General features: G+C 72.9%; 17 protein-coding genes. 15 read left to right on the plus strand and 2 right to left on the minus strand.

The window, feature by feature from the left end; translation table 11 throughout:
* Position 1: 1 nt before the first annotated feature.
* The 5 genes from EDD34_RS09190 to whiA all read left to right on the plus strand — a co-directional run bounded on the left by EDD34_RS09190 (position 2) and on the right by whiA (position 5,663).
* On the plus strand, positions 2–490 hold the full coding sequence (locus tag EDD34_RS09190; protein ID WP_123814292.1) for an OsmC family protein: 489 nt from the start codon (positions 2–4) through the stop codon (positions 488–490).
* 74 nt (positions 491–564) lie between these two features.
* A complete protein-coding gene (gene uvrC / locus EDD34_RS09195; protein WP_123814293.1) occupies positions 565–2,607 on the plus strand; it encodes an excinuclease ABC subunit UvrC in 2,043 nt (680 codons plus the stop codon).
* Between the two features lie 28 nt (positions 2,608–2,635).
* Positions 2,636–3,571 carry an RNase adapter RapZ gene (gene rapZ, locus EDD34_RS09200; protein ID WP_123814294.1) on the plus strand — a complete coding sequence of 312 codons (936 nt, stop codon included), beginning with the start codon at positions 2,636–2,638 and terminating at the stop codon, positions 3,569–3,571.
* A gap of 18 nt (positions 3,572–3,589) precedes the next feature.
* Entirely contained in the window at positions 3,590–4,570 is a 981-nt protein-coding gene (locus EDD34_RS09205) for a gluconeogenesis factor YvcK family protein (protein ID WP_123814295.1), read from the plus strand.
* Positions 4,571–4,682: 112 nt separating this feature from the next.
* Positions 4,683–5,663, plus strand: a complete 981-nt coding sequence (gene whiA, locus EDD34_RS09210) for a DNA-binding protein WhiA (protein WP_123814296.1) — start codon at positions 4,683–4,685, stop codon at positions 5,661–5,663.
* Between the two features lie 52 nt (positions 5,664–5,715).
* Here the strand turns inward: whiA and EDD34_RS09215 are convergent, their stop codons facing one another.
* Positions 5,716–6,573, minus strand: a complete 858-nt coding sequence (locus EDD34_RS09215; RefSeq protein ID WP_123814297.1) for a UbiA family prenyltransferase — start codon at positions 6,571–6,573, stop codon at positions 5,716–5,718.
* A gap of 67 nt (positions 6,574–6,640) precedes the next feature.
* Between EDD34_RS09215 and EDD34_RS09220 the strand changes: the two genes are divergently transcribed.
* The 3 genes from EDD34_RS09220 to EDD34_RS09230 are packed head-to-tail and all read left to right on the plus strand — an operon-like array spanning position 6,641 to position 9,403.
* Complete coding sequence (locus EDD34_RS09220; protein WP_123814298.1) at positions 6,641–7,756, plus strand: type III polyketide synthase; 1,116 nt, start codon at positions 6,641–6,643, stop codon at positions 7,754–7,756.
* A 1-nt stretch (position 7,757) separates the two neighbouring features.
* Positions 7,758–8,285 (plus strand): isoprenylcysteine carboxyl methyltransferase family protein, encoded by a 528-nt coding sequence (locus tag EDD34_RS09225; protein ID WP_211341535.1) that lies wholly within the window; start codon positions 7,758–7,760, stop codon positions 8,283–8,285.
* Between the two features lie 5 nt (positions 8,286–8,290).
* The gene (locus EDD34_RS09230) at positions 8,291–9,403 is read left to right on the plus strand and encodes an NAD(P)/FAD-dependent oxidoreductase (RefSeq protein ID WP_123814299.1); all 1,113 of its coding nucleotides are present in this window, start codon (positions 8,291–8,293) and stop codon (positions 9,401–9,403) included.
* Here EDD34_RS09230 and EDD34_RS09235 read toward each other — a convergent pair.
* Positions 9,370–10,884, minus strand: coding sequence for an SDR family oxidoreductase (locus tag EDD34_RS09235; protein ID WP_123814300.1), 1,515 nt, complete (start codon positions 10,882–10,884; stop codon positions 9,370–9,372). The two genes, EDD34_RS09230 and EDD34_RS09235, sit on opposite strands and share 34 nt — an antisense overlap.
* 139 nt (positions 10,885–11,023) lie before the next feature.
* Between EDD34_RS09235 and EDD34_RS09240 the strand changes: the two genes are divergently transcribed.
* The 7 genes from EDD34_RS09240 to EDD34_RS09270 all read left to right on the plus strand — a co-directional run bounded on the left by EDD34_RS09240 (position 11,024) and on the right by EDD34_RS09270 (position 17,672).
* Positions 11,024–11,839 carry a tryptophan-rich sensory protein gene (locus EDD34_RS09240; RefSeq protein WP_123814301.1) on the plus strand — a complete coding sequence of 272 codons (816 nt, stop codon included), beginning with the start codon at positions 11,024–11,026 and terminating at the stop codon, positions 11,837–11,839.
* A complete protein-coding gene (locus EDD34_RS09245) occupies positions 11,836–13,224 on the plus strand; it encodes a cryptochrome/photolyase family protein (protein WP_123814302.1) in 1,389 nt (462 codons plus the stop codon). The genes EDD34_RS09240 and EDD34_RS09245 overlap by 4 nt, the downstream gene beginning before the upstream one ends.
* 348 nt (positions 13,225–13,572) lie before the next feature.
* Positions 13,573–14,577, plus strand: coding sequence for a type I glyceraldehyde-3-phosphate dehydrogenase (gap, locus tag EDD34_RS09250; protein ID WP_123814303.1), 1,005 nt, complete (start codon positions 13,573–13,575; stop codon positions 14,575–14,577).
* Positions 14,578–14,769: 192 nt separating this feature from the next.
* A complete protein-coding gene (locus tag EDD34_RS09255) occupies positions 14,770–15,978 on the plus strand; it encodes a phosphoglycerate kinase (protein ID WP_123814304.1) in 1,209 nt (402 codons plus the stop codon).
* A 37-nt stretch (positions 15,979–16,015) separates the two neighbouring features.
* The gene (gene tpiA, locus EDD34_RS09260) at positions 16,016–16,810 is read left to right on the plus strand and encodes a triose-phosphate isomerase (protein WP_123814305.1); all 795 of its coding nucleotides are present in this window, start codon (positions 16,016–16,018) and stop codon (positions 16,808–16,810) included.
* 199 nt (positions 16,811–17,009) lie between these two features.
* A complete protein-coding gene (secG, locus tag EDD34_RS09265) occupies positions 17,010–17,252 on the plus strand; it encodes a preprotein translocase subunit SecG (protein WP_123814306.1) in 243 nt (80 codons plus the stop codon).
* Positions 17,253–17,312: 60 nt separating this feature from the next.
* Complete coding sequence (locus tag EDD34_RS09270; RefSeq protein WP_123814307.1) at positions 17,313–17,672, plus strand: RNA polymerase-binding protein RbpA; 360 nt, start codon at positions 17,313–17,315, stop codon at positions 17,670–17,672.
* Positions 17,673–17,684 lie beyond the last annotated feature (12 nt).

Below are 17,684 nucleotides of genomic sequence, written 5' to 3' on the forward strand. Positions count from 1 at the left end.
CATGAGCGGAGCCACCCATGACTATGCCGTCGAGGTGACCTGGACCGGTGCCGGGGACACGGGGACCTCGTCGTACACCGCGTACTCCCGTGACCATGACGTCGTGCTGCCGAACAAGCCCGTGCTGCCCGGGACGGCGGACCCCGCGTTCCGCGGCGACCCCGGCCGCTACAACCCGGAAGAACTTTTCGTCGCGAGCCTCAGCCAGTGCCACATGCTGTGGTTCCTGCACCTGGCGGCCGCGAGCGGGCTCGTGGTGCGTTCGTACACGGATTCGGCGACCGGCACGATGCGTGTCGAGTCACGCGGGGAGGGGCAGTTCACCGACGTCACGCTCCGGCCCCGGATCGCGGTCGACGACGGCGAGCTGGCCACGGACGAGAAGATCGCGGCGCTGCATCACAAGGCGCACGGCATGTGCTTCATCGCCCGCTCGGTCAACTTCCCGGTCCTCGTCGAGCCGGTGCCTCTCGTGAGCGCCGCCGTGTAGTCACGGCCTGTGGTCCGCCGGGCGTCGTCGCCGGTCCGAGGGCGGTGTCAGACACCTGGCCTAAGGTTCAGGGCATGGCAGATCCGGCCACCTACCGTCCCCGTCCCGGCGAGATCCCGACCTCCCCGGGCGTGTACCGCTTCCGTGACGAGCACGGGCGCGTGATCTACGTCGGCAAGGCGAAGAACCTGCGTCAGCGCCTGTCCAACTACTTCCAGGACCTCGCGAACCTGCACCACCGCACCCGCACCATGGTGACCACCGCCGCGTCGGTGGAGTGGACGGTCGTGGGCACCGAGGTGGAGGCGCTCGCGCTCGAGTACACGTGGATCCAGCAGTACGACCCGCGGTTCAACGTGAAGTACCGCGACGACAAGTCGTACCCGTACCTGGCGGTCACCCTGGGCGAGGAGATTCCCCGCGCGCAGGTGATGCGGGGCGCCAAGCGCAAGGGCACGCGCTACTTCGGTCCGTACGGTCACGCCTGGGCGATCCGCGAGACGCTGGACCAGGTGCTGCGGGTATTTCCGATCCGCACCTGCTCGGCCGGCGTCTACCGGCGTGCCGCCCGCTCGGGCCGGCCCTGCCTGCTCGGGTACATCGACAAGTGCTCGGCACCGTGCGTGGGGCGGATCAGCCCCGAGGACCATCGCGCGCTCGCGCTCGACTTCTGCGACTTCATGTCCGGCGAGACCAAGCGCTTCGAGAAGCGCCTGACGGGGGAGATGACCGAGGCCGCCGAGGCCATGGAGTACGAGCGGGCCGCCCGGCTGCGCGACGACATCGAGGCACTGCGCCGGGCCACCGAGAAGAACGCCGTGGTGCTCGGCGACGGCACGGACGCGGACGTGTTCGCGCTGGCCGGCGACGAGCTGGAGGCGGCGGTGCAGGTGTTCCACGTGCGCGGCGGGCGCATCCGCGGCCAGCGGGGCTGGATCGTGGAGAAGGTCGAGGACGTCTCGGACGCGGAGCTCGTCGAGCACCTGCTGCAGCAGGTCTACGGTGCCGTCGCCGACATCGGCGAGGACACCGGCGACGGCGGTGCGGCGGGGCAGGAGCCGACCTCCCGGCGCCGGGGCGAGGCCGCCACGAGCGACGCCGTGCCGCGCGAGGTGCTGGTTCCCGTCCTCCCGCCGGACCCTGGCCAGGTGACGGCATGGCTGACCGGGCTGCGCGGTGCCCGCGTGGACCTGCGGGTGCCGCAGCGCGGCGACAAGCGGGAGCTCGCCGCCACCGTCCTGCGCAACGCCGAGCACTCCCTGGTGCTGCACAAGACCCGCCGCGCCGGTGACCTGACCACGCGCAGCCAGGCGCTCCAGGAGATCCAGGAGGCGCTCGACCTGGACAGCGCGCCGCTGCGCATCGAGTGCTACGACGTCTCCCACACCGGCGGCACGTACCAGTCGGCGTCCATGGTCGTGTTCGAGGACGGTCTGCCGCGCAAGAGCGAGTACCGCACGTTCAGCGTCCGCGGGCCCGAGGGCGACGGCGCGCGGGACGACACCGCCGCCATGCACGAGGTCATCACCAGGCGGTTCAAGCGCTACCTCGCCGACCGTCTCAAGGCCGGCGACGTCGAGCTCGCATCCGGTGAGGTCGACCCCGACGACGCCGAGCGTCCCGAGGACACGAAGAGGTTCGCCTACCCGCCGAGCCTCGTCGTGGTGGACGGCGGCCCGCCCCAGGTCGCCGCCGCCGCCCGCGCCCTCGACGAGCTCGGCGTCACCGACGTCGCCCTGTGCGGCCTCGCCAAGCGACTCGAGGAGGTGTGGGTTCCCGGCGACGAGTACCCGGTCATCCTGCGGCGCTCCTCCGAAGGCCTCTACCTCCTGCAACGAGTGCGCGACGAGGCTCACCGCTTCGCCATCCAGGCGCACCGCAAGCGACGCAGCAAGGGCATGGTCGCCTCCGTGCTCGACGACGTCGCCGGGCTCGGCCCCGCCCGCAAGAAGGCACTCCTGGCCCACTTCGGCTCGGTCAAGAAGCTGCGTGCCGCGAGCGCCGAGGAGATCGCGACGGTCCGGGGCATGGGCGAGGCCACCGCGGCCGCCGTCGTCCGGGCGCTGACACCGGACACGTCGGACAGGTCGGATTCCGGCGAGGCGGAGCGGCGGTAGCCGTGCCGGGCCTGGCATGCTGGGACTCATGAATGAACCGTCCCCGACGACCGCACCGTCGGGCATCGCGGCGATCGATGCGGACGCGCCGCCCGCGCCCGCCGATCCGCAGCCCGAGGTCCTCATCATTACCGGCATGTCCGGTGCCGGGCGATCGCAGGCCGCCGCCGTGGTGGAGGATCTCGGCTGGTACGTGGTGGACAATCTGCCGCCGATGATGCTCGTCCCGCTGGTGGACCTGATGAGCAAGGGGTCGACGATCGATTCCGTCGCGGCGGTCGTCGACGTGCGTGGCCGGGAGTTCTTCAGCGAGCTCGACAAGGTGCTCGCGCACATGAGCGAGCACGACGTCGCCTACCGCATCCTGTTCCTCGAGGCGTCGGACGAGGTGCTGGTGCGGCGTTTCGAGCAGGTCCGTCGCCCGCACCCGCTGCAGGGCGACGGCCGGATCCTGGACGGGATCACGGCCGAGCGCTCGCTCCTGGCCAGCATCAAGGAACGTTCCGACATCGCCATCGACACCTCTGACCTGTCCGTGCACGACCTGTCCCGCGAGATCCGGCGGTCGATCGCCGATCCCGCTCAGGAGGCGCTGCGGATCACGCTGCTGTCGTTCGGGTTCAAGTACGGCATCCCCCTGGACGCGGACCACGTGGTGGACGTACGGTTCCTGGCCAACCCCTACTGGATCACCGAGCTGCGACACCTGACCGGCCACGATGCTCCGGTGCGGGACTATGTGCTCGCCCGGCCCGGTGCGGTCGAGTTCGTGGACCGGTACGCGTCGGCCCTCGAGCCCGTCCTCACGGGGTACCTCGAGGAGGAGAAGCGCTACGCCACGATCGCCGTGGGCTGCACGGGCGGCAAGCACCGCTCGGTCGCGATGGCCGATGCCATCGCGGAGCGCCTGCGTGCCGCCGGGCATCGCGTGCGGGTCTCTGCACGCGATCTCGGACGTGAGTAGCAGCGCGGGAAGGTGCCGATGAGGCCAGAGTGGAGCAAGAACCCGGCCGTCGTGGCACTCGGGGGAGGGCATGGCCTGTCGGCCTCGCTGTCCGCCCTGCGGCTCATGTCCGACCGGCTGACCGCCGTCGTCACGGTGGCCGACGACGGCGGGTCCTCCGGGCGGCTGCGCGACGAGCTCTCGGTGCTGCCGCCGGGAGATCTGCGCATGGCGCTCGCCGCGCTGTGCGACGACTCCGAGTGGGGCCGGACATGGAGTGCGATGCTGCAGCACCGGTTCCGGTCCGACGGTGACCTCGACAACCACGCGGTGGGCAATCTGCTCATCGTGGCGCTGTGGGAGCTGCTGGGCGACCCGGTCGCCGGGTTGGACTGGGTGGGCAAGCTGCTCGGCGCGCGGGGGCGGGTGCTGCCGATGGCCTCGGTGCCGCTCGTGGTCGAGGCGGACGTGCGGCGGGAGCCGCGCGAGACCGGGCCCGGCCGGCCCGCGATGGAGACCGTGGTGGGGCAGAGCCGGGTCGCGGTGACGGACGGGCGCATCGAGCAGTTGCGGCTGGTGCCCTCGGACCCGCCGGCGAGCAGGGAGGCGGTCGAGGCGGTGATGGAGGCGGACTGGGTGGTGCTGGGGCCGGGGTCCTGGTATTCGTCGGTGCTGGTCCATCTTCTGGTGCCGGACCTCGCGCGGGCGCTGCACGACACGACGGCACGCAGGTGCGTGACGCTCAACCTGTCGACGGACGGCGGGGAGACGGCGGGGCTGACCGCCGTCGACCACCTCGAGGCGCTGCACAAGCACGCTCCCGGCTTGCGGATCGACGCCGTGGTGGCGGATCCGTCGGCGGTCGAGGACGTGTCCGAGCTGCAGGAGGCCGCCGGGCGGATGGGTGCCGGGCTGCTGATGCGGCAGGTGCGGCGCGGGGACGGTACGGCCCGGCACGACGCGCTGCGGCTGGCGGCGGCGTACCGTGACGTGTTCGAGGACGTCTTCGGCGACGTCTGAGCCGCTGGGCGCGGCGAGCGGGACAACCCTGCCCAACACGCCGGGACATTTCACGCGGCCCTCCGCGATTCTCCCCGTGGCAAGTACGGCAGTCCGTGGCAGGATGGCGGCCATGGCGCTCACGGGACAGGTCAAGGAGGAGCTCGCACGCGTGCGGGTGGCGAAGACGTCGTGCCGCAAGGCCGAGGTGTCCGCGACGCTGCGGTTCTCCGGTGGGCTGCACATCATCTCGGGGCGCGTGGTGATCGAGGCCGAGCTCGACAACGAGTCGGGCGCCACCAGGCTGCGCCAGGCGATCCACGAGCTCTACGGGCACACCAGCGAGCTGATCGTGGTCCAGGCGGGCGGCATCCGGAAGTCCTCGCGGTTCGTGGTCCGGGTGGTGCGCGACGGCGAGTCGCTGGCCCGGCAGACGGGTCTGCTCGACGCCCGCGGTCGGCCGGTGCGCGGGCTGGCGCCGGAGGTGGTGTCGTCGGGCGTGGCCGAGGCCGAGTCGGTGTGGCGGGGCGCGTTCCTGGCCCACGGGTCACTGACCGAGCCGGGACGGTCGATGTCGCTGGAGGTCACCAGCCCGGGTCCGGAGGCGGCCCTGGCGCTGGTCGGCGCGGCACGGCGGCTGGGCGTGTCGGCCAAGTCGCGGGAGGTACGGGGCATCGACCGGGTGGTGGTGCGGGACGGCGACGCGATCGCCACGATGCTGCGCCGGATCGGTGCGCCCGAGACGCTGAAGGTGTGGGAGGAGCGGCGTGCGCGGCGCGAGGTGCGAGGCACGGCGAACCGCCTGGCGAACTTCGACGACGCCAACCTGCGCCGCTCGGCGCGGGCGGCGGTCGCGGCCGGGGCGCGCGTGCAGCGGGCGTTCGAGATCCTGGGCGACGAGGTGCCGGACCACCTGAGGCAGGCCGGTGAGCTCCGGCTCGCGCACAAGCAGGCGTCCCTCGAGGAGCTCGGCCGGCTCGCCGATCCGCAGCTGTCCAAGGACGCGGTGGCGGGGCGGATCCGGCGGCTGCTGTCGACCGCGGACAAGCGCGCGGCGGAGCTCGGCATCCCGGACACGGAAGCGGGCCTGAGCCCGGATCTGCTCGACATCTGAGCCGGCCCGGGAGCACGTCGGGACCGCTCGATCAGCCGGGTACCCCACTCGATCAGCCAGGCACCGCGATGTCGGCGGTCGCGGCCGCCAGGAGCGCGACGCACACGACGGCCACGGCCATACCGAGACCGAACGGCGCACGGCTGCGCGGTCTGGCGACCGCCATGGCACCCGCCGCGAGGGCGAGGCCGACGGCGACCGCACCACCCGTCCAGGCCACGGGCCCCGGCGCGCCGGCCGGGCCGACGACCACCACGACGGCCGCGCAGACCAGGAGACACGGGGCGAGCACCCCGGCCACACGCCGGCCGAGCCGGTGCGGCATGCCCCGCACGCCCGTCGACGCGTCGTCCTCCAGGTCCGGCAGCGTGTTCGCGACATGCGCCCCGACACCCAGCAGGGCCGCCGCGGCCACCGCCCAGCCCGCCGGGACGCGCGTCCCCGGCGCGGCGAGCACGACGAAGACCATCAGCAGCCCGAACGACAGCGCATAGGGCAGCCACGACCACACGGTCGCCTTGAGCCGGGCGTTGTACGCCCACCCGCCGCCCACCGCGGCGAGGTGCACCATCGCGGGAACCAGGCCCAGGGCCAGTGACACGGCGACGCACACGGCGAGCGCCCCGACGGCGGCCGCGCGGAGGGCGGGAGCGGTGACGAGCCCGGCGACCACCGGTTTGTCGGTGCGCCCGACGGCGACGTCGCGCGCGGCGTCGATCCAGTCGTTGGACCAGCCGATCGAGAGCTGGCCGGTGCCGACCACCAGGGTGACCAGGGCGACCGTGACCCCGTCGGACCCCAGGGCCACGGCGAGCGCGGCGGCCAGACCGGTCACGACGGCGGCCGGGACCGGGTGGCTCGCGAGGACCAGACCACCGGCCAGACGGCGGGTTTCCGTGCCGGACATCATGGACGGCACGTTAGCCGCGCCTCGCTCCCCCCGCGCGGGCGGGCCGGACCTGAGTCACGATGCTGAGATGTCATGTGTCGTCGCGGTCGAGCCGGTGCTGCCCGAGCACGAGTACGCCCAGGGGGCGATCACCGACGCCGTGGGGCCGCTGGTGGCACGCGACCCGGCACGCCACGGGCTGCTGCGCCGCCTGCACGGAAGCGCGGGCGTGGGCCATCGTCATCTGGTGCTGCCGCTGGAGGAGTACGCGGACCTGCGCTCGCTGGGTGCCACGAACGAGGTGTTCATCCGTGAGGGGGCCGCGCTGGCCGAGCGTGCGAGCCGGCGTGCGCTCACCGCTGCCGGGCTCGAGCCGGGGGACGTCGACCACGTGTTCGCCACCTCGGTGACCGGCATTGCGGCGCCCTCGCTGGACGTGCTGCTGTCCGAGCGGCTGGGGCTGCGCAGCGACGTGCGGCGCACGCCGTCGTTCGGCCTGGGCTGCGCGGGCGGCGCGGGCGGGCTGGCGCGCGTGCACGACCATCTGCTGGGCCACCCGGGCGACGTGGCCCTGCTGGTGTCCGTCGAGCTGTGCTCGCTGACCCTGCAGCACGACGACGACTCCATGGCCAACATGGTGGCCTCGGGGCTGTTCGGCGACGGCGCGGCAGCCGTCGTCGTCGTCGGCGAGAGGCATCCGCTGGCGCGGACGTCGCCGGCACCCGCGGTGCGCCGTCCGACCGGTGGCCGACGGCGGCGCACGGCCCGCGTGGTCGACACCCGCTCACGGCTCTACCCCGGGACCACCGGCGCGCTCGGGTGGGAGGTGCGTGACACCGGGTTCGCGATCGTGCTCTCCGCCGGACTGCCGGACCTGTTGTGCGCGCACCTGCCCGCCGACGTGAAGGGCCTGCTCGCCGACCACGGCCTGACACCGGCCGAGGTGCCGACGTGGGTGGTGCACGCGGGCGGGCCCCGGGTGATCGACGCCGTGCGGGACTCCCTCGAACTGCCCGAGGCCGCCGTGCGCGAGAGCCGCGCGAGCCTCGCGTGCGCGGGCAACCTGTCGTCGTCGTCCGTGCTCGACGTCCTGGCCAGGACGCTCGCGCGGTCCGACGCCGCAGCAGGCTCGCCCGCGGTGCTCATGGCGTTCGGTCCGGGCGTCGCGTGCGAACTGGTGCTCCTGCGACTGGAGGGACGTTGAGATGCTGGGGTTCTATGTGGCGCTGGTGGCCGCCACGGGGGTCGAACGTCTGGCCGAGCTCGTCGTGTCGGCCCGCAACGCGCGGTGGTCCTTCGACCGTGGCGGCGTCGAGTCCGGCGCGGGGCACTTCCCGGCGATGGTGGCCCTGCACAGCGGCTTGCTGGTCGCGTGCGTCGTGGAGGCCGTCGTCGCCGGACGGCCTTTCCTCCCCTGGCTCGGCGTGCCGATGTTCCTCCTGGTGCTGGCCGGACAGGCGCTGCGGTGGTGGTGCGTGGCCACCCTGGGACACCGCTGGAACACCCGGATCATCGTGGTCCCGGGGCTGCCGCTGGTGTCCGCGGGCCCCTACCGGTGGATGCGCCACCCCAACTACGTGGCCGTGGTGGTCGAGGGCATCGCGCTCCCGCTGGTCCACACCTGCTGGATCACGGCCCTCGTGTTCACCGTGCTGAACGCGGTCCTGCTGGTCCGGTACCGCATCCCGGCCGAGGAGCGGGCGCTCCAGCCGGCCGTCGACGGGCTGCGGTGAGGCGCGTGCGCCAAGGCGACAGGGACACCGACGTCGTCGTGGTCGGCGCCGGGCCGGTGGGGCTGGCGGCCGCGATCCGGGCCCGGGCCGCGGGACTCGACGTGCTGATCGTGGACCGCCGCACCGGCGACTTCGACAAGGCGTGCGGTGAAGGACTCTTCCCCGGTGCTCTCCGGGCCGTCCAGGCGCTCGGTGCCGACCCGCCCGGGTATCCGCTCGCCGGGATCAGCTACCGGTCTCGTGGCCGGCGCGCCGACCACCGGTTCACCGACGGGCCCGGGCGGGGCGTGCGGCGTACCGCGTTGCACGCCGCCCTGCGGTCGCGCGCCGCCGACGCCGGGGCCACGCTCCTGCACGCCAGGGTCACGACCCTGCGGCAGGACGCCGCCGGCGTCGAGGTCGGCGTCGTGCCCGGCGGGCGCACGCACGGCAGGGGACAGAGCGGCGCACCGATCACCCTCCGCGCGGGCTGGGTGCTCGGTTGCGACGGGCTGCACTCCACCGCCCGCCGGCTGGCAGGTCTCGACGCCGGTGAGGGGCCGCGCACCGGCCGGGAACGCCACCGGTACGGTCTGCGCCGGCACTTCCAGGTGCCCCCGTGGTCCGACCTCGTCGAGGTGCACTGGTCTGCGCACACCGAGGCGTACGTGACACCCGTCGGGGCCGACACCGTCGGGGTCGCGCTGCTCGGTTCCCGGGGGGAGATGAGTTCCGGGGCGGGCTTCGACCTGCTGCTACGCTCGCAGTTCCCGGAGCTCGGCACGCTGCTGGCCGGTGCGCCGGCCGCCGGCCCGCTGCTCGGCGCGGGGCCGCTGCGCTGCCGGTCGCGGCGGCGCTCCGCGGGCAGGCTGCGGCTCGTCGGCGACGCGTCGGGCTACGTCGACGCGCTGACGGGCGAGGGGGTCAGCGTGGGACTCGCGCAGGCCGACGCGGTCATCCGGCACCTGGACGACCCCGCCGGGTACGAGCGCGCGTGGCGCCGGGTGACGCGCGACTACCGCGCGCTCACCACCGGGCTGCTCGCCTGGGCGTCGAGTCCTGCCCGCGGGGCGATCGTGCCCGCCGCCTCGCACGTGCCGTGGCTCTACGGCACCGTGGTCGAGCGGCTCGCCCGGTGACGCCCAGGTGCGGGGGGACCGCCATGGGCCTCGGCCGCCCGGGCGATGTTGCGCTGCATCCCGCCGAACACGATGGTGTGGAACGGGCTGATCGCCCACCAGTAGAGCTGACCCGGCAGCCCACGCGGCGAGAAGATCGCCCGCTGGCGGAACGTCGGCCGTTCGCCGTCGTCGCCCTCGATGGACAGTTCGAGCCAGGCCAGGCCCGGCAGGCGCATCTCCGCGCGCAGCCGGAGCAGGCGGCCCGGGTCGATCGTCTCCACCCGCCACCAGTCGAGCGCGTCGCCCGGAGCGAGGTGGTGCGGATGCCGCCGGCCGCGCCGCAGCCCGGGCCCGCCGAAGAGCCGGTCCATGATGCCGCGAGCCACCCAGCCCAGGCGCCAGGAGTACCAGCCGTGCGCGCCACCGATGCCCTCGATGACCGTCCAGAGCGCCTCGCTCGTCGTGTCCACCGTCCTCGACCGGTCGTCCACCAGCAGGCTTCCTCCGGCCCAGTCCGGGTCGTCCGGCATCGGGTCGGAGGGGGCGCCGGGGGTCGAGGCGGACACCCAGCTCGTGCGCACGTCGAGCTCGCGGATCCGCGTCAGCGCCAGAGCGACCGCGTCGTCGAAGCCGACGAGCCCTCCGGGAGGGTCGGGCACGTACCGCTTGATGTCGTCCTCCTGGGCGACCACCTCGTGCACGAGCGATCCCACCAGCGGTCGCGCGATCGCCGGGGGCACAGGGGTGACCAGGCCGACCCAGTGGCTGGCCAGGCGCGGTGTCAGCACCGGAACGGCACGGATCAGCCGGCGCCGCAGGCCCGCGGCGGCGGCGTAGCGCTGCATCATCTCGCGATAGGTCAGGACGTCCGGCCCGCCGATGTCGAAGCCACGGCTGACCGTGGCCGGGATGCTCGCCGCCCCCACGAGGTAGCGCAGCACGTCGCGTACCGCGATGGGCTGGATCCGGTTGTCGATCCAGCGCGGCGCCACCATCGCCGGCAGCCGCTCGGTGAGGTAGCGCATCATCTCGAACGACGCGCTGCCGGAACCGAGGATCACGGCGGCGCGCAGCACGATCGTCGGCGCACCGCCGTCGAGCAGGATCTCCTCCACCTCCCGCCGGGACTCCAGATGCGCGGAGAGCCGTTCGCCGGCGGGATACAGGCCGCCGAGGTAGACGACACGCCCGACCCCGGATTCCCGGGCGACGACGGCGAAGCCGCGCGCCGTGCTCCGGTCCCGGTCGGCGAATCCCGGGCCCGCGCCGAGGGCATGGATCAGGTAGTAGGCGACGTCCACGCCGTCGAGGGCGCGGCGCAGGTCCGGGCGCGACGTCGCGTCACCCTCCACCACCTCCACCTCGTCGGCCCAGTCGCGCGACGCGATCCGCTCCGCATGGCGGGACAGCACCCGCACGCGGTATCCGGCGGCGAGCAGCTCGGGCACCAGCCGCCCTCCGATGTACCCGGTCGCTCCGGTCACGAGGACGAGGGTCATGGTGACCACACCAGCCTTTCACGGGATCGGTGGCCCGGACAGAAAGCCCAGGAACATACTAGATAGGCTAGACATCATTGCCGGAAGGTCGCCTGCGGTGGCGGCGGCCCCGCCGGTTCCGTCGTCCGTGGAGGAACACATGGCGCAGGGCAGGCACGTCGACCGGATTCCGCGGATTCTCGTCACGATCAGCCTCGTGATCTGTGTGATCGGCTCGATGATCGGTGTGGGCGTGTTCGGCGGCACGCCGATCGCCTCGGCGGCGGGAGGTGCTCTCGCGTCCGACGCTACCCCGCTCGCACCCGCCTCGGCGGCCTTCTCCATCTGGTCCGTCGTCTACCTCGGGCTGACCGGGTACACGGTGCTGCAGTGGTTCCCGGCGCCCACTGCCGCGGCCACGGCCCGGCAGCGTCGTCTCCGCCTGCCGGTCGCCGGCACGATGCTGCTCAACGCGGCGTGGATCCTGGTGGTCCAGGCCGGCCTGCTCTGGGTGAGCGTGCTGGTGATCGCCGCGTTGCTGGCGCTGCTCGGCCGGGTCTTCGTGATCCTGGTGCGGTCCCGCCCGAGTGGCCCGCTGGAACGGGTCCTCGTCGACGGGGTGCTCGGGGTCTACCTCGGCTGGGTCTGCGTGGCCACGGCGGCCAATGTCGCGTCCGCGCTCGTCGCCTCGGGGTTCGAGGGGGCGAGCATCGGCCCCGACTGGTGGGCCGTGGCCGTGCTCGTGGTGGTCGGCGGGATCGGCGTCGCCCTCGCCGTGCAGGGTGGAGGGCGCATCGCGGTGTCCGTGGCCATCGCCTGGGGCCTGGCCTGGATCGCGGTGGCCCGCTGGGACGGCGCGCCGCCCTCCGTCCCGGCGGCTGTCGCGGCGGCGGTGGCCGCGGCCGCCGTCCTCGGAGCCGCGGGGTGGGCCGGCCTCGGCCGTGACGCCGGCGGTCGCCGGAGCGCCGGGGCATGACCGATGCCACCGCCCTGATCTGGTTCCGCCGCGACCTCCGGGTCGCCGACCAGCCCACGTTCCTCGCGGCGGGCCGGGGAGCCCGCGCGCTGGCGCTGTTCGTGCTCGATCCTCGCCTCATGGGGCCGGCGGGGGAGGCGCGGCAGTGGTTCCTGTACGGCTGCCTGCGGGCCCTGGACCAGAGCCTGAACGGGCGGCTGCTGGTCGTCGAGGGTGACCCGGCGCAGGTCGTCCCTCGGATCGCTCGCGAGGCGGGGGCGCGCGCGGTGCACGTCGCCGCCGACTTCGGGCCGTACGGCCGGGCGCGGGACGAGGCCGTCGAGCGGGCGCTGAACGAGCAGGGGGGCGAACTGATCCGCACCGGCTCCCCGTACGCGGTGGCGCCGGGCCGGGTCAGGACCGCCGACGGCGGCCGCTACCGGGTCTTCACCCCGTTCCGGCGGGCCTGGGCCGACCACGGATGGCGCCCGCCGGCGGCGACCGACGCCGGCTTCCTCGACTGGATCGACCCCGCGGCCCTCACGGTCGAGGCGCTGCCGATCCCCTCGCGGACCCCCGTCACGGCGAACCTGCCCGAGCCCGGTGAGGCCGCCGCGCGGCGCCGGTGGGAGGTCTTCCGGCGCGAGCACCTCGAGGACTACGCCGACGGCCGGGACCGACCGGACCGGCCCGGCACCTCGCGCCTGTCGGCGTACCTGAAGTTCGGCTGCGTGCACCCGCGAACGCTGCTGGCCGGCATGGCGGGCAGCAGCGGGTCGGGGGCGCACTCGTTCCGTGGCGAGCTGGCGTGGCGCGACTTCTACGCCGACGTCCTCGACCAGCGTCCGGACTCCGCCCACCGGAACTACGACCGCTCCTTCGACGCCCTCGTCACCGACAGCGGGCCGGACGCGGACCGGCTGTTCGCCGCCTGGCAGGAGGGGCGTACCGGGTTCCCCGTCGTCGATGCCGGGATGCGGCAGCTGCTGGCCGAGGGATGGATGCACAACCGCGTGCGCATGATCACCGCGTCGTTCCTCGTCAAGGATCTCCACCTGCCGTGGTGGCGGGGGGCGCGGCACTTCATGCGCTCGCTCGTCGACGGCGATCTCGCCTCCAACCAGCACGGCTGGCAGTGGGTGGCGGGCAGCGGCACGGACGCCGCTCCCTACTTCCGGGTGTTCAACCCGGTGCTGCAGGGCGAGCGGTTCGACCCGGACGGTGACTACGTGCGGACCTACGTGCCGGAGCTCGCGGGGATCGCCGGCAAGGCCGTGCACCAGCCGTGGAAACTCCCCGGGGGACCGCCTCGCGGCTACCCCGCGCCCGTCGTCGACCACCGGCACGAACGCGCGGTGGCGCTGGAGCGGTACGAGCCCGTCCGCGCGGCACGCCGCCGCTCGTGAGGTCCCGCCTTGAGCCGGCGAGCGCTTTCCCTCGCGGTGGTGACCCGCCCTCGGCCGCCCGGTCTGTGAGATCCGACAAAACAGCGCGTCTCAGCTAGTCCGGCTCGGGTCACGCGTGTCCCCTCTTCGGGTATAGGCTCGGTCGCGTCAGGTGACGACGGTGTGACCTCCACGTTTCGGGTCAGGTCACCACCTGCCCTCGCGGAGGGCGCCGCCGAGCAGCGGCATCGCGCCGACCACTGGACAACGGCACCGCCCGCCAGGCCGCACCCAGGCAGGGCGTGGTGGAGCCCGCAAGGAATTCGAACCGTGTGCGTCGGGAACGCCGGCGCGCCTGAGGAGGGCATCGTGACCATCCGCGTCGGCATCAACGGCTTCGGCCGCATCGGACGTAACTTCTACCGCGCGCTCATCGCGTCGGGGGCGGACATCGAGGTCGTGGGCGTCAACGACCTGACCGACAACAAGACTCTCGCCCACCTGCTCAAGTACGACACCGTGCTGGGCCGGTTCCCGCTGGACGTCGACTTCGACGACGAGAGCATCATCGTCGACGGCAAGCCGATCAAGGCGATGGCCGAGCGCGACCCGGCGAACCTCCCCTGGGGCGAGCTGGGCGCGGACGTCGTGATCGAGTCCACGGGCTTCTTCACGGACGCCACCAAGGCCAAGGCGCACATCGAGGGTGGCGCGAAGAAGGTCATCATCTCGGCCCCGGCCAAGAACGAGGACGCCACGTTCGTCATGGGCGTGAACAACGAGCTGTACGACCCCGCGTCGCACCACATCATCTCGAACGCGTCGTGCACCACGAACTGCCTCGCCCCGCTGGCGAAGGCCCTGAACGACTCGATCGGCATCGAGCGTGGCCTCATGACCACGATCCACGCCTACACCGGCGACCAGAACCTCCAGGACGGCCCGCACAAGGACCTGCGCCGCGCCCGCGCCGCCGCGCAGAACCTGGTGCCGACGTCGACCGGCGCGGCCAAGGCCGTGTCGCTCGTGCTCCCGGAGCTCAAGGGCAAGCTGGACGGCTACGCGGTCCGCGTGCCGACCATCACCGGCTCGGCCACCGACCTCACGTTCACCGCCTCCAAGGAGGTCACGGTGGACGAGGTCAACGCCGCCGTGAAGGCCGCCGCCGAGGGCACGCTCAAGGGCGTCCTGTCCTACGTCGAGGACGACATCGTCTCGAGCGACATCGTCACCGACCCGCACCAGAGCATCTTCGACGCGAAGCTCACGAAGGTGATCGGCGACCAGGTCAAGGTCGTCTCGTGGTACGACAACGAGTGGGGCTACAGCAACAGCCTCGTCGCCCTGACCACGTTCGTCGGCGAGAAGCTCTGACCGGCGCCTGACCCCGGGCGGCCGCAGCGCGGGCCGGCGGTGTGCCTGCCGGGACCGGACGGTCCCGGCGGGGCCACCGCGGTCCGCGGCGGCCCCCGGGGTCGCGTTCTGTCCGGTGGGACACCCGGGCGGCCACCGCCCGCGTCCGTCGCCGTCGAGCACACCCGCACTGCCAGAAGGGCTCTGAGCACCATGAAGACCATCGACTCCCTGGGCGACCTGCGCGGCAAGCGCGTGCTCGTCCGCTCCGACTTCAACGTCCCCCTCGCCCAGGGTGACGGCGCCCCCGTCATCACCGACGACGGCCGCATCCGTGCCGCGCTGCCCACGCTGCGGCGGCTGGCCGACGCCGGTGCCCGCGTCGTGGTGACCGCACACCTCGGCCGGCCCCAGGGCGAGCCGAAGCCCGAGTTCTCCCTCGCGCCGGTCGCCGCGCGCCTGGGCGAGCTGCTCGGCTCCCACGTGGCGCTGGCCGACGACGTCACCGGCCCGTCCGCGCGGAAGGTCGTCGGCGACCTCGCGGACGGCCAGATCGCCCTGCTGGAGAACGTGCGCTTCGACGCGCGTGAGACCTCCAAGGTCGACGCCGAGCGCGCCGAGCTCGCCGGAGAGCTCGCCGGGCTCGCGGACGCCTTCGTCTCCGACGGCTTCGGCGTCGTGCACCGCAAGCAGGCGTCGGTGTACGACGTCGCGCAGATCCTCCCGGCCGCGGCCGGAGAACTGGTGCTCAAGGAGGTCGAGTCGCTGTCCCGCGCGACGGGCGACCCGGAGCGCCCCTACGCCGTCGTGCTCGGCGGCTCCAAGGTGAGCGACAAGCTCGGCGTGATCGCCAACCTGCTCACCAAGGCGGACCGCCTGCTCATCGGCGGCGGCATGGTGTTCACCTTCCTCGCGGCCAAGGGGCTGGAGGTCGGGACCTCGCTGCTGGAGAAGGACCAGATCGACACCGTCAAGGGGTATCTGGCCACCGCCGAGGAGAACGGCGTGGAGATCGTGCTGCCGGTCGACGTCGTCGTCGCGGACGCCTTCGACGCCCCGGCCCCGGCCGGCGTCGTGCCGGCGGACGCCATCCCGGCGGACAAGATCGGCCTGGACATCGGCCCGGAGTCCGGCGAGCTCTTCGCCGCGAAGCTGGCCGACACCCGCACGATCGCCTGGAACGGCCCCATGGGCGTGTTCGAGCGTGCCGACTACGCGGCCGGCACCAGGACCGTCGCGCAGGGGATCGTGGACGCGACCGCGAACGGCGGGTTCTCCATCGTGGGCGGCGGCGACTCCGCGGCGGCCGTGCGGGTGCTCGGATTCGACGAGGCCGGCTTCAGCCACATCTCCACGGGCGGCGGCGCGAGCCTCGAGCTGCTCGAGGGCAAGGAACTCCCGGGCCTCACCGTGCTGGCCTGACCGTGCCGGCCTGACCGAACAACGCAGAAGAGGAACCATGGCACAGAACCGCACGCCGTTCATGGCGGGCAACTGGAAGATGAACCTGGACCACCAGCAGGCGATCAGCACGGTCCAGAAGCTGGCGTGGACGCTGAAGGACGCGAAGCACGACTACAACGCGGTCGAGGTGGCGGTGCTCCCGCCGTTCACGGACCTGCGCTCCGTGCAGACGCTGGTCGACGCCGACAAGCTCGACATCCGCTACGGCGGCCAGGACCTGTCGCAGCACGAGTCGGGCGCGTTCACGGGCGACGTCTCGGGGCCGATGCTGGCCAAGCTCGGCTGCGCCTACGTGGCGGTGGGCCACTCGGAGCGCCGGGAGCACCACGCCGAGTCCGACGAGCTCGTCGCGGCCAAGGTGGCCGCCGCGCTGAAGAACGGCCTCTCGCCGATCCTGTGCGTGGGGGAGGGGCTGCACATCCGCAAGGCGGGCGAGCAGGTCTCGTTCACGCTCGCGCAGGTCGACGCCGCGCTGAACGGCCTGTCGGCCGACGAGGTCGCGAAGGTGGTCATCGCCTACGAGCCGGTCTGGGCGATCGGCACCGGTGAGGTCGCCACGCCGCAGGACGCGCAGGAGGTCTGCGGAGCGATCCGCGCCCGCCTCGCCGAGCTGTACGACGCCGACCTCGCGGGCGCGGTGCGCGTCCTGTACGGCGGCTCGGTGAAGTCGGGCAACGTCGCGCAGATCATGGCGCAGCCCGACGTCGACGGCGCGCTCGTGGGCGGCGCCAGCCTGGACGCGGAGGAGTTCGGCAAGATCGTGCGGTACCAGTCGCACGTGACCGTGTGAGGACACGCACCGACGCTCCACAGTCGGCTCGCGCGACGGCCCGCCGCCGTGTGAGAGACTCGGAACCCGGTGGACAACCCCCAGTTCAGGCCTTCTGACCTGGGGGTTCGTCCTCCGGGGTGACCCTCGCTTACCCTTGATCCCGATCCGCCGCCGGAGTGATCTCCGGCACACCGACCGATGAGGACGTGAAGTTTTCGTGGACGTGCTCCAAATCATCCTGCAGGTTCTGCTGGTGATCACCAGTGCCTTCCTGACCATGCTCGTCCTGCTCCACAAGGGCAAGGGTGGCGGTCTCTCCGACATGTTCGGCGGCGGTATCTCCATGGGCGCCGGGTCCTCCGGCGTTGCCGAGCGCAACCTGAACCGCATCACGGTCGCCTTCGCGCTCGTGTGGACCGTGGTCATCGTGCTGCTCGGCCTGGTTCAGAAGGTCAGCTGATCCGCGCGGCTTCGGCGCACGGGCGGTCGGCCACCCAACCTCACGGAGGGGACGAGGAACGTGGCATCTGGCGGGCACGCGATCAGGGGTAGCCGGGTAGGCGCCGGCCCCATGGGCGAGACCGAGCGGGGTGAGGCTGCCCCCCGCGTCAAGGTCTCCTACTGGTGTGCGAACGGGCACGAGACGGCACCGAGCTTCTCCGTCGGCGAGGACGTGGAGGCACCGGTCCACTGGGACTGCCCCCAGTGCGGGTATCCGGCGGGGATGGACCCCGTGAACCCGCCGTCGCCGGTCCGGAACGAGCCGTACAAGACGCACCTGGCGTACGTGAAGGAACGTCGTTCGGAGGAGGACGGCGCGGCGCTCCTGGCCGAGGCCCTGGAAGCGCTCCACACCCGCCGCGGCCGCGTCGCGAGCTGAGAAGCCGTACGG

The organism is Myceligenerans xiligouense, assembly GCF_003814695.1.
Taxonomy (GTDB): domain Bacteria; phylum Actinomycetota; class Actinomycetes; order Actinomycetales; family Cellulomonadaceae; genus Myceligenerans; species Myceligenerans xiligouense.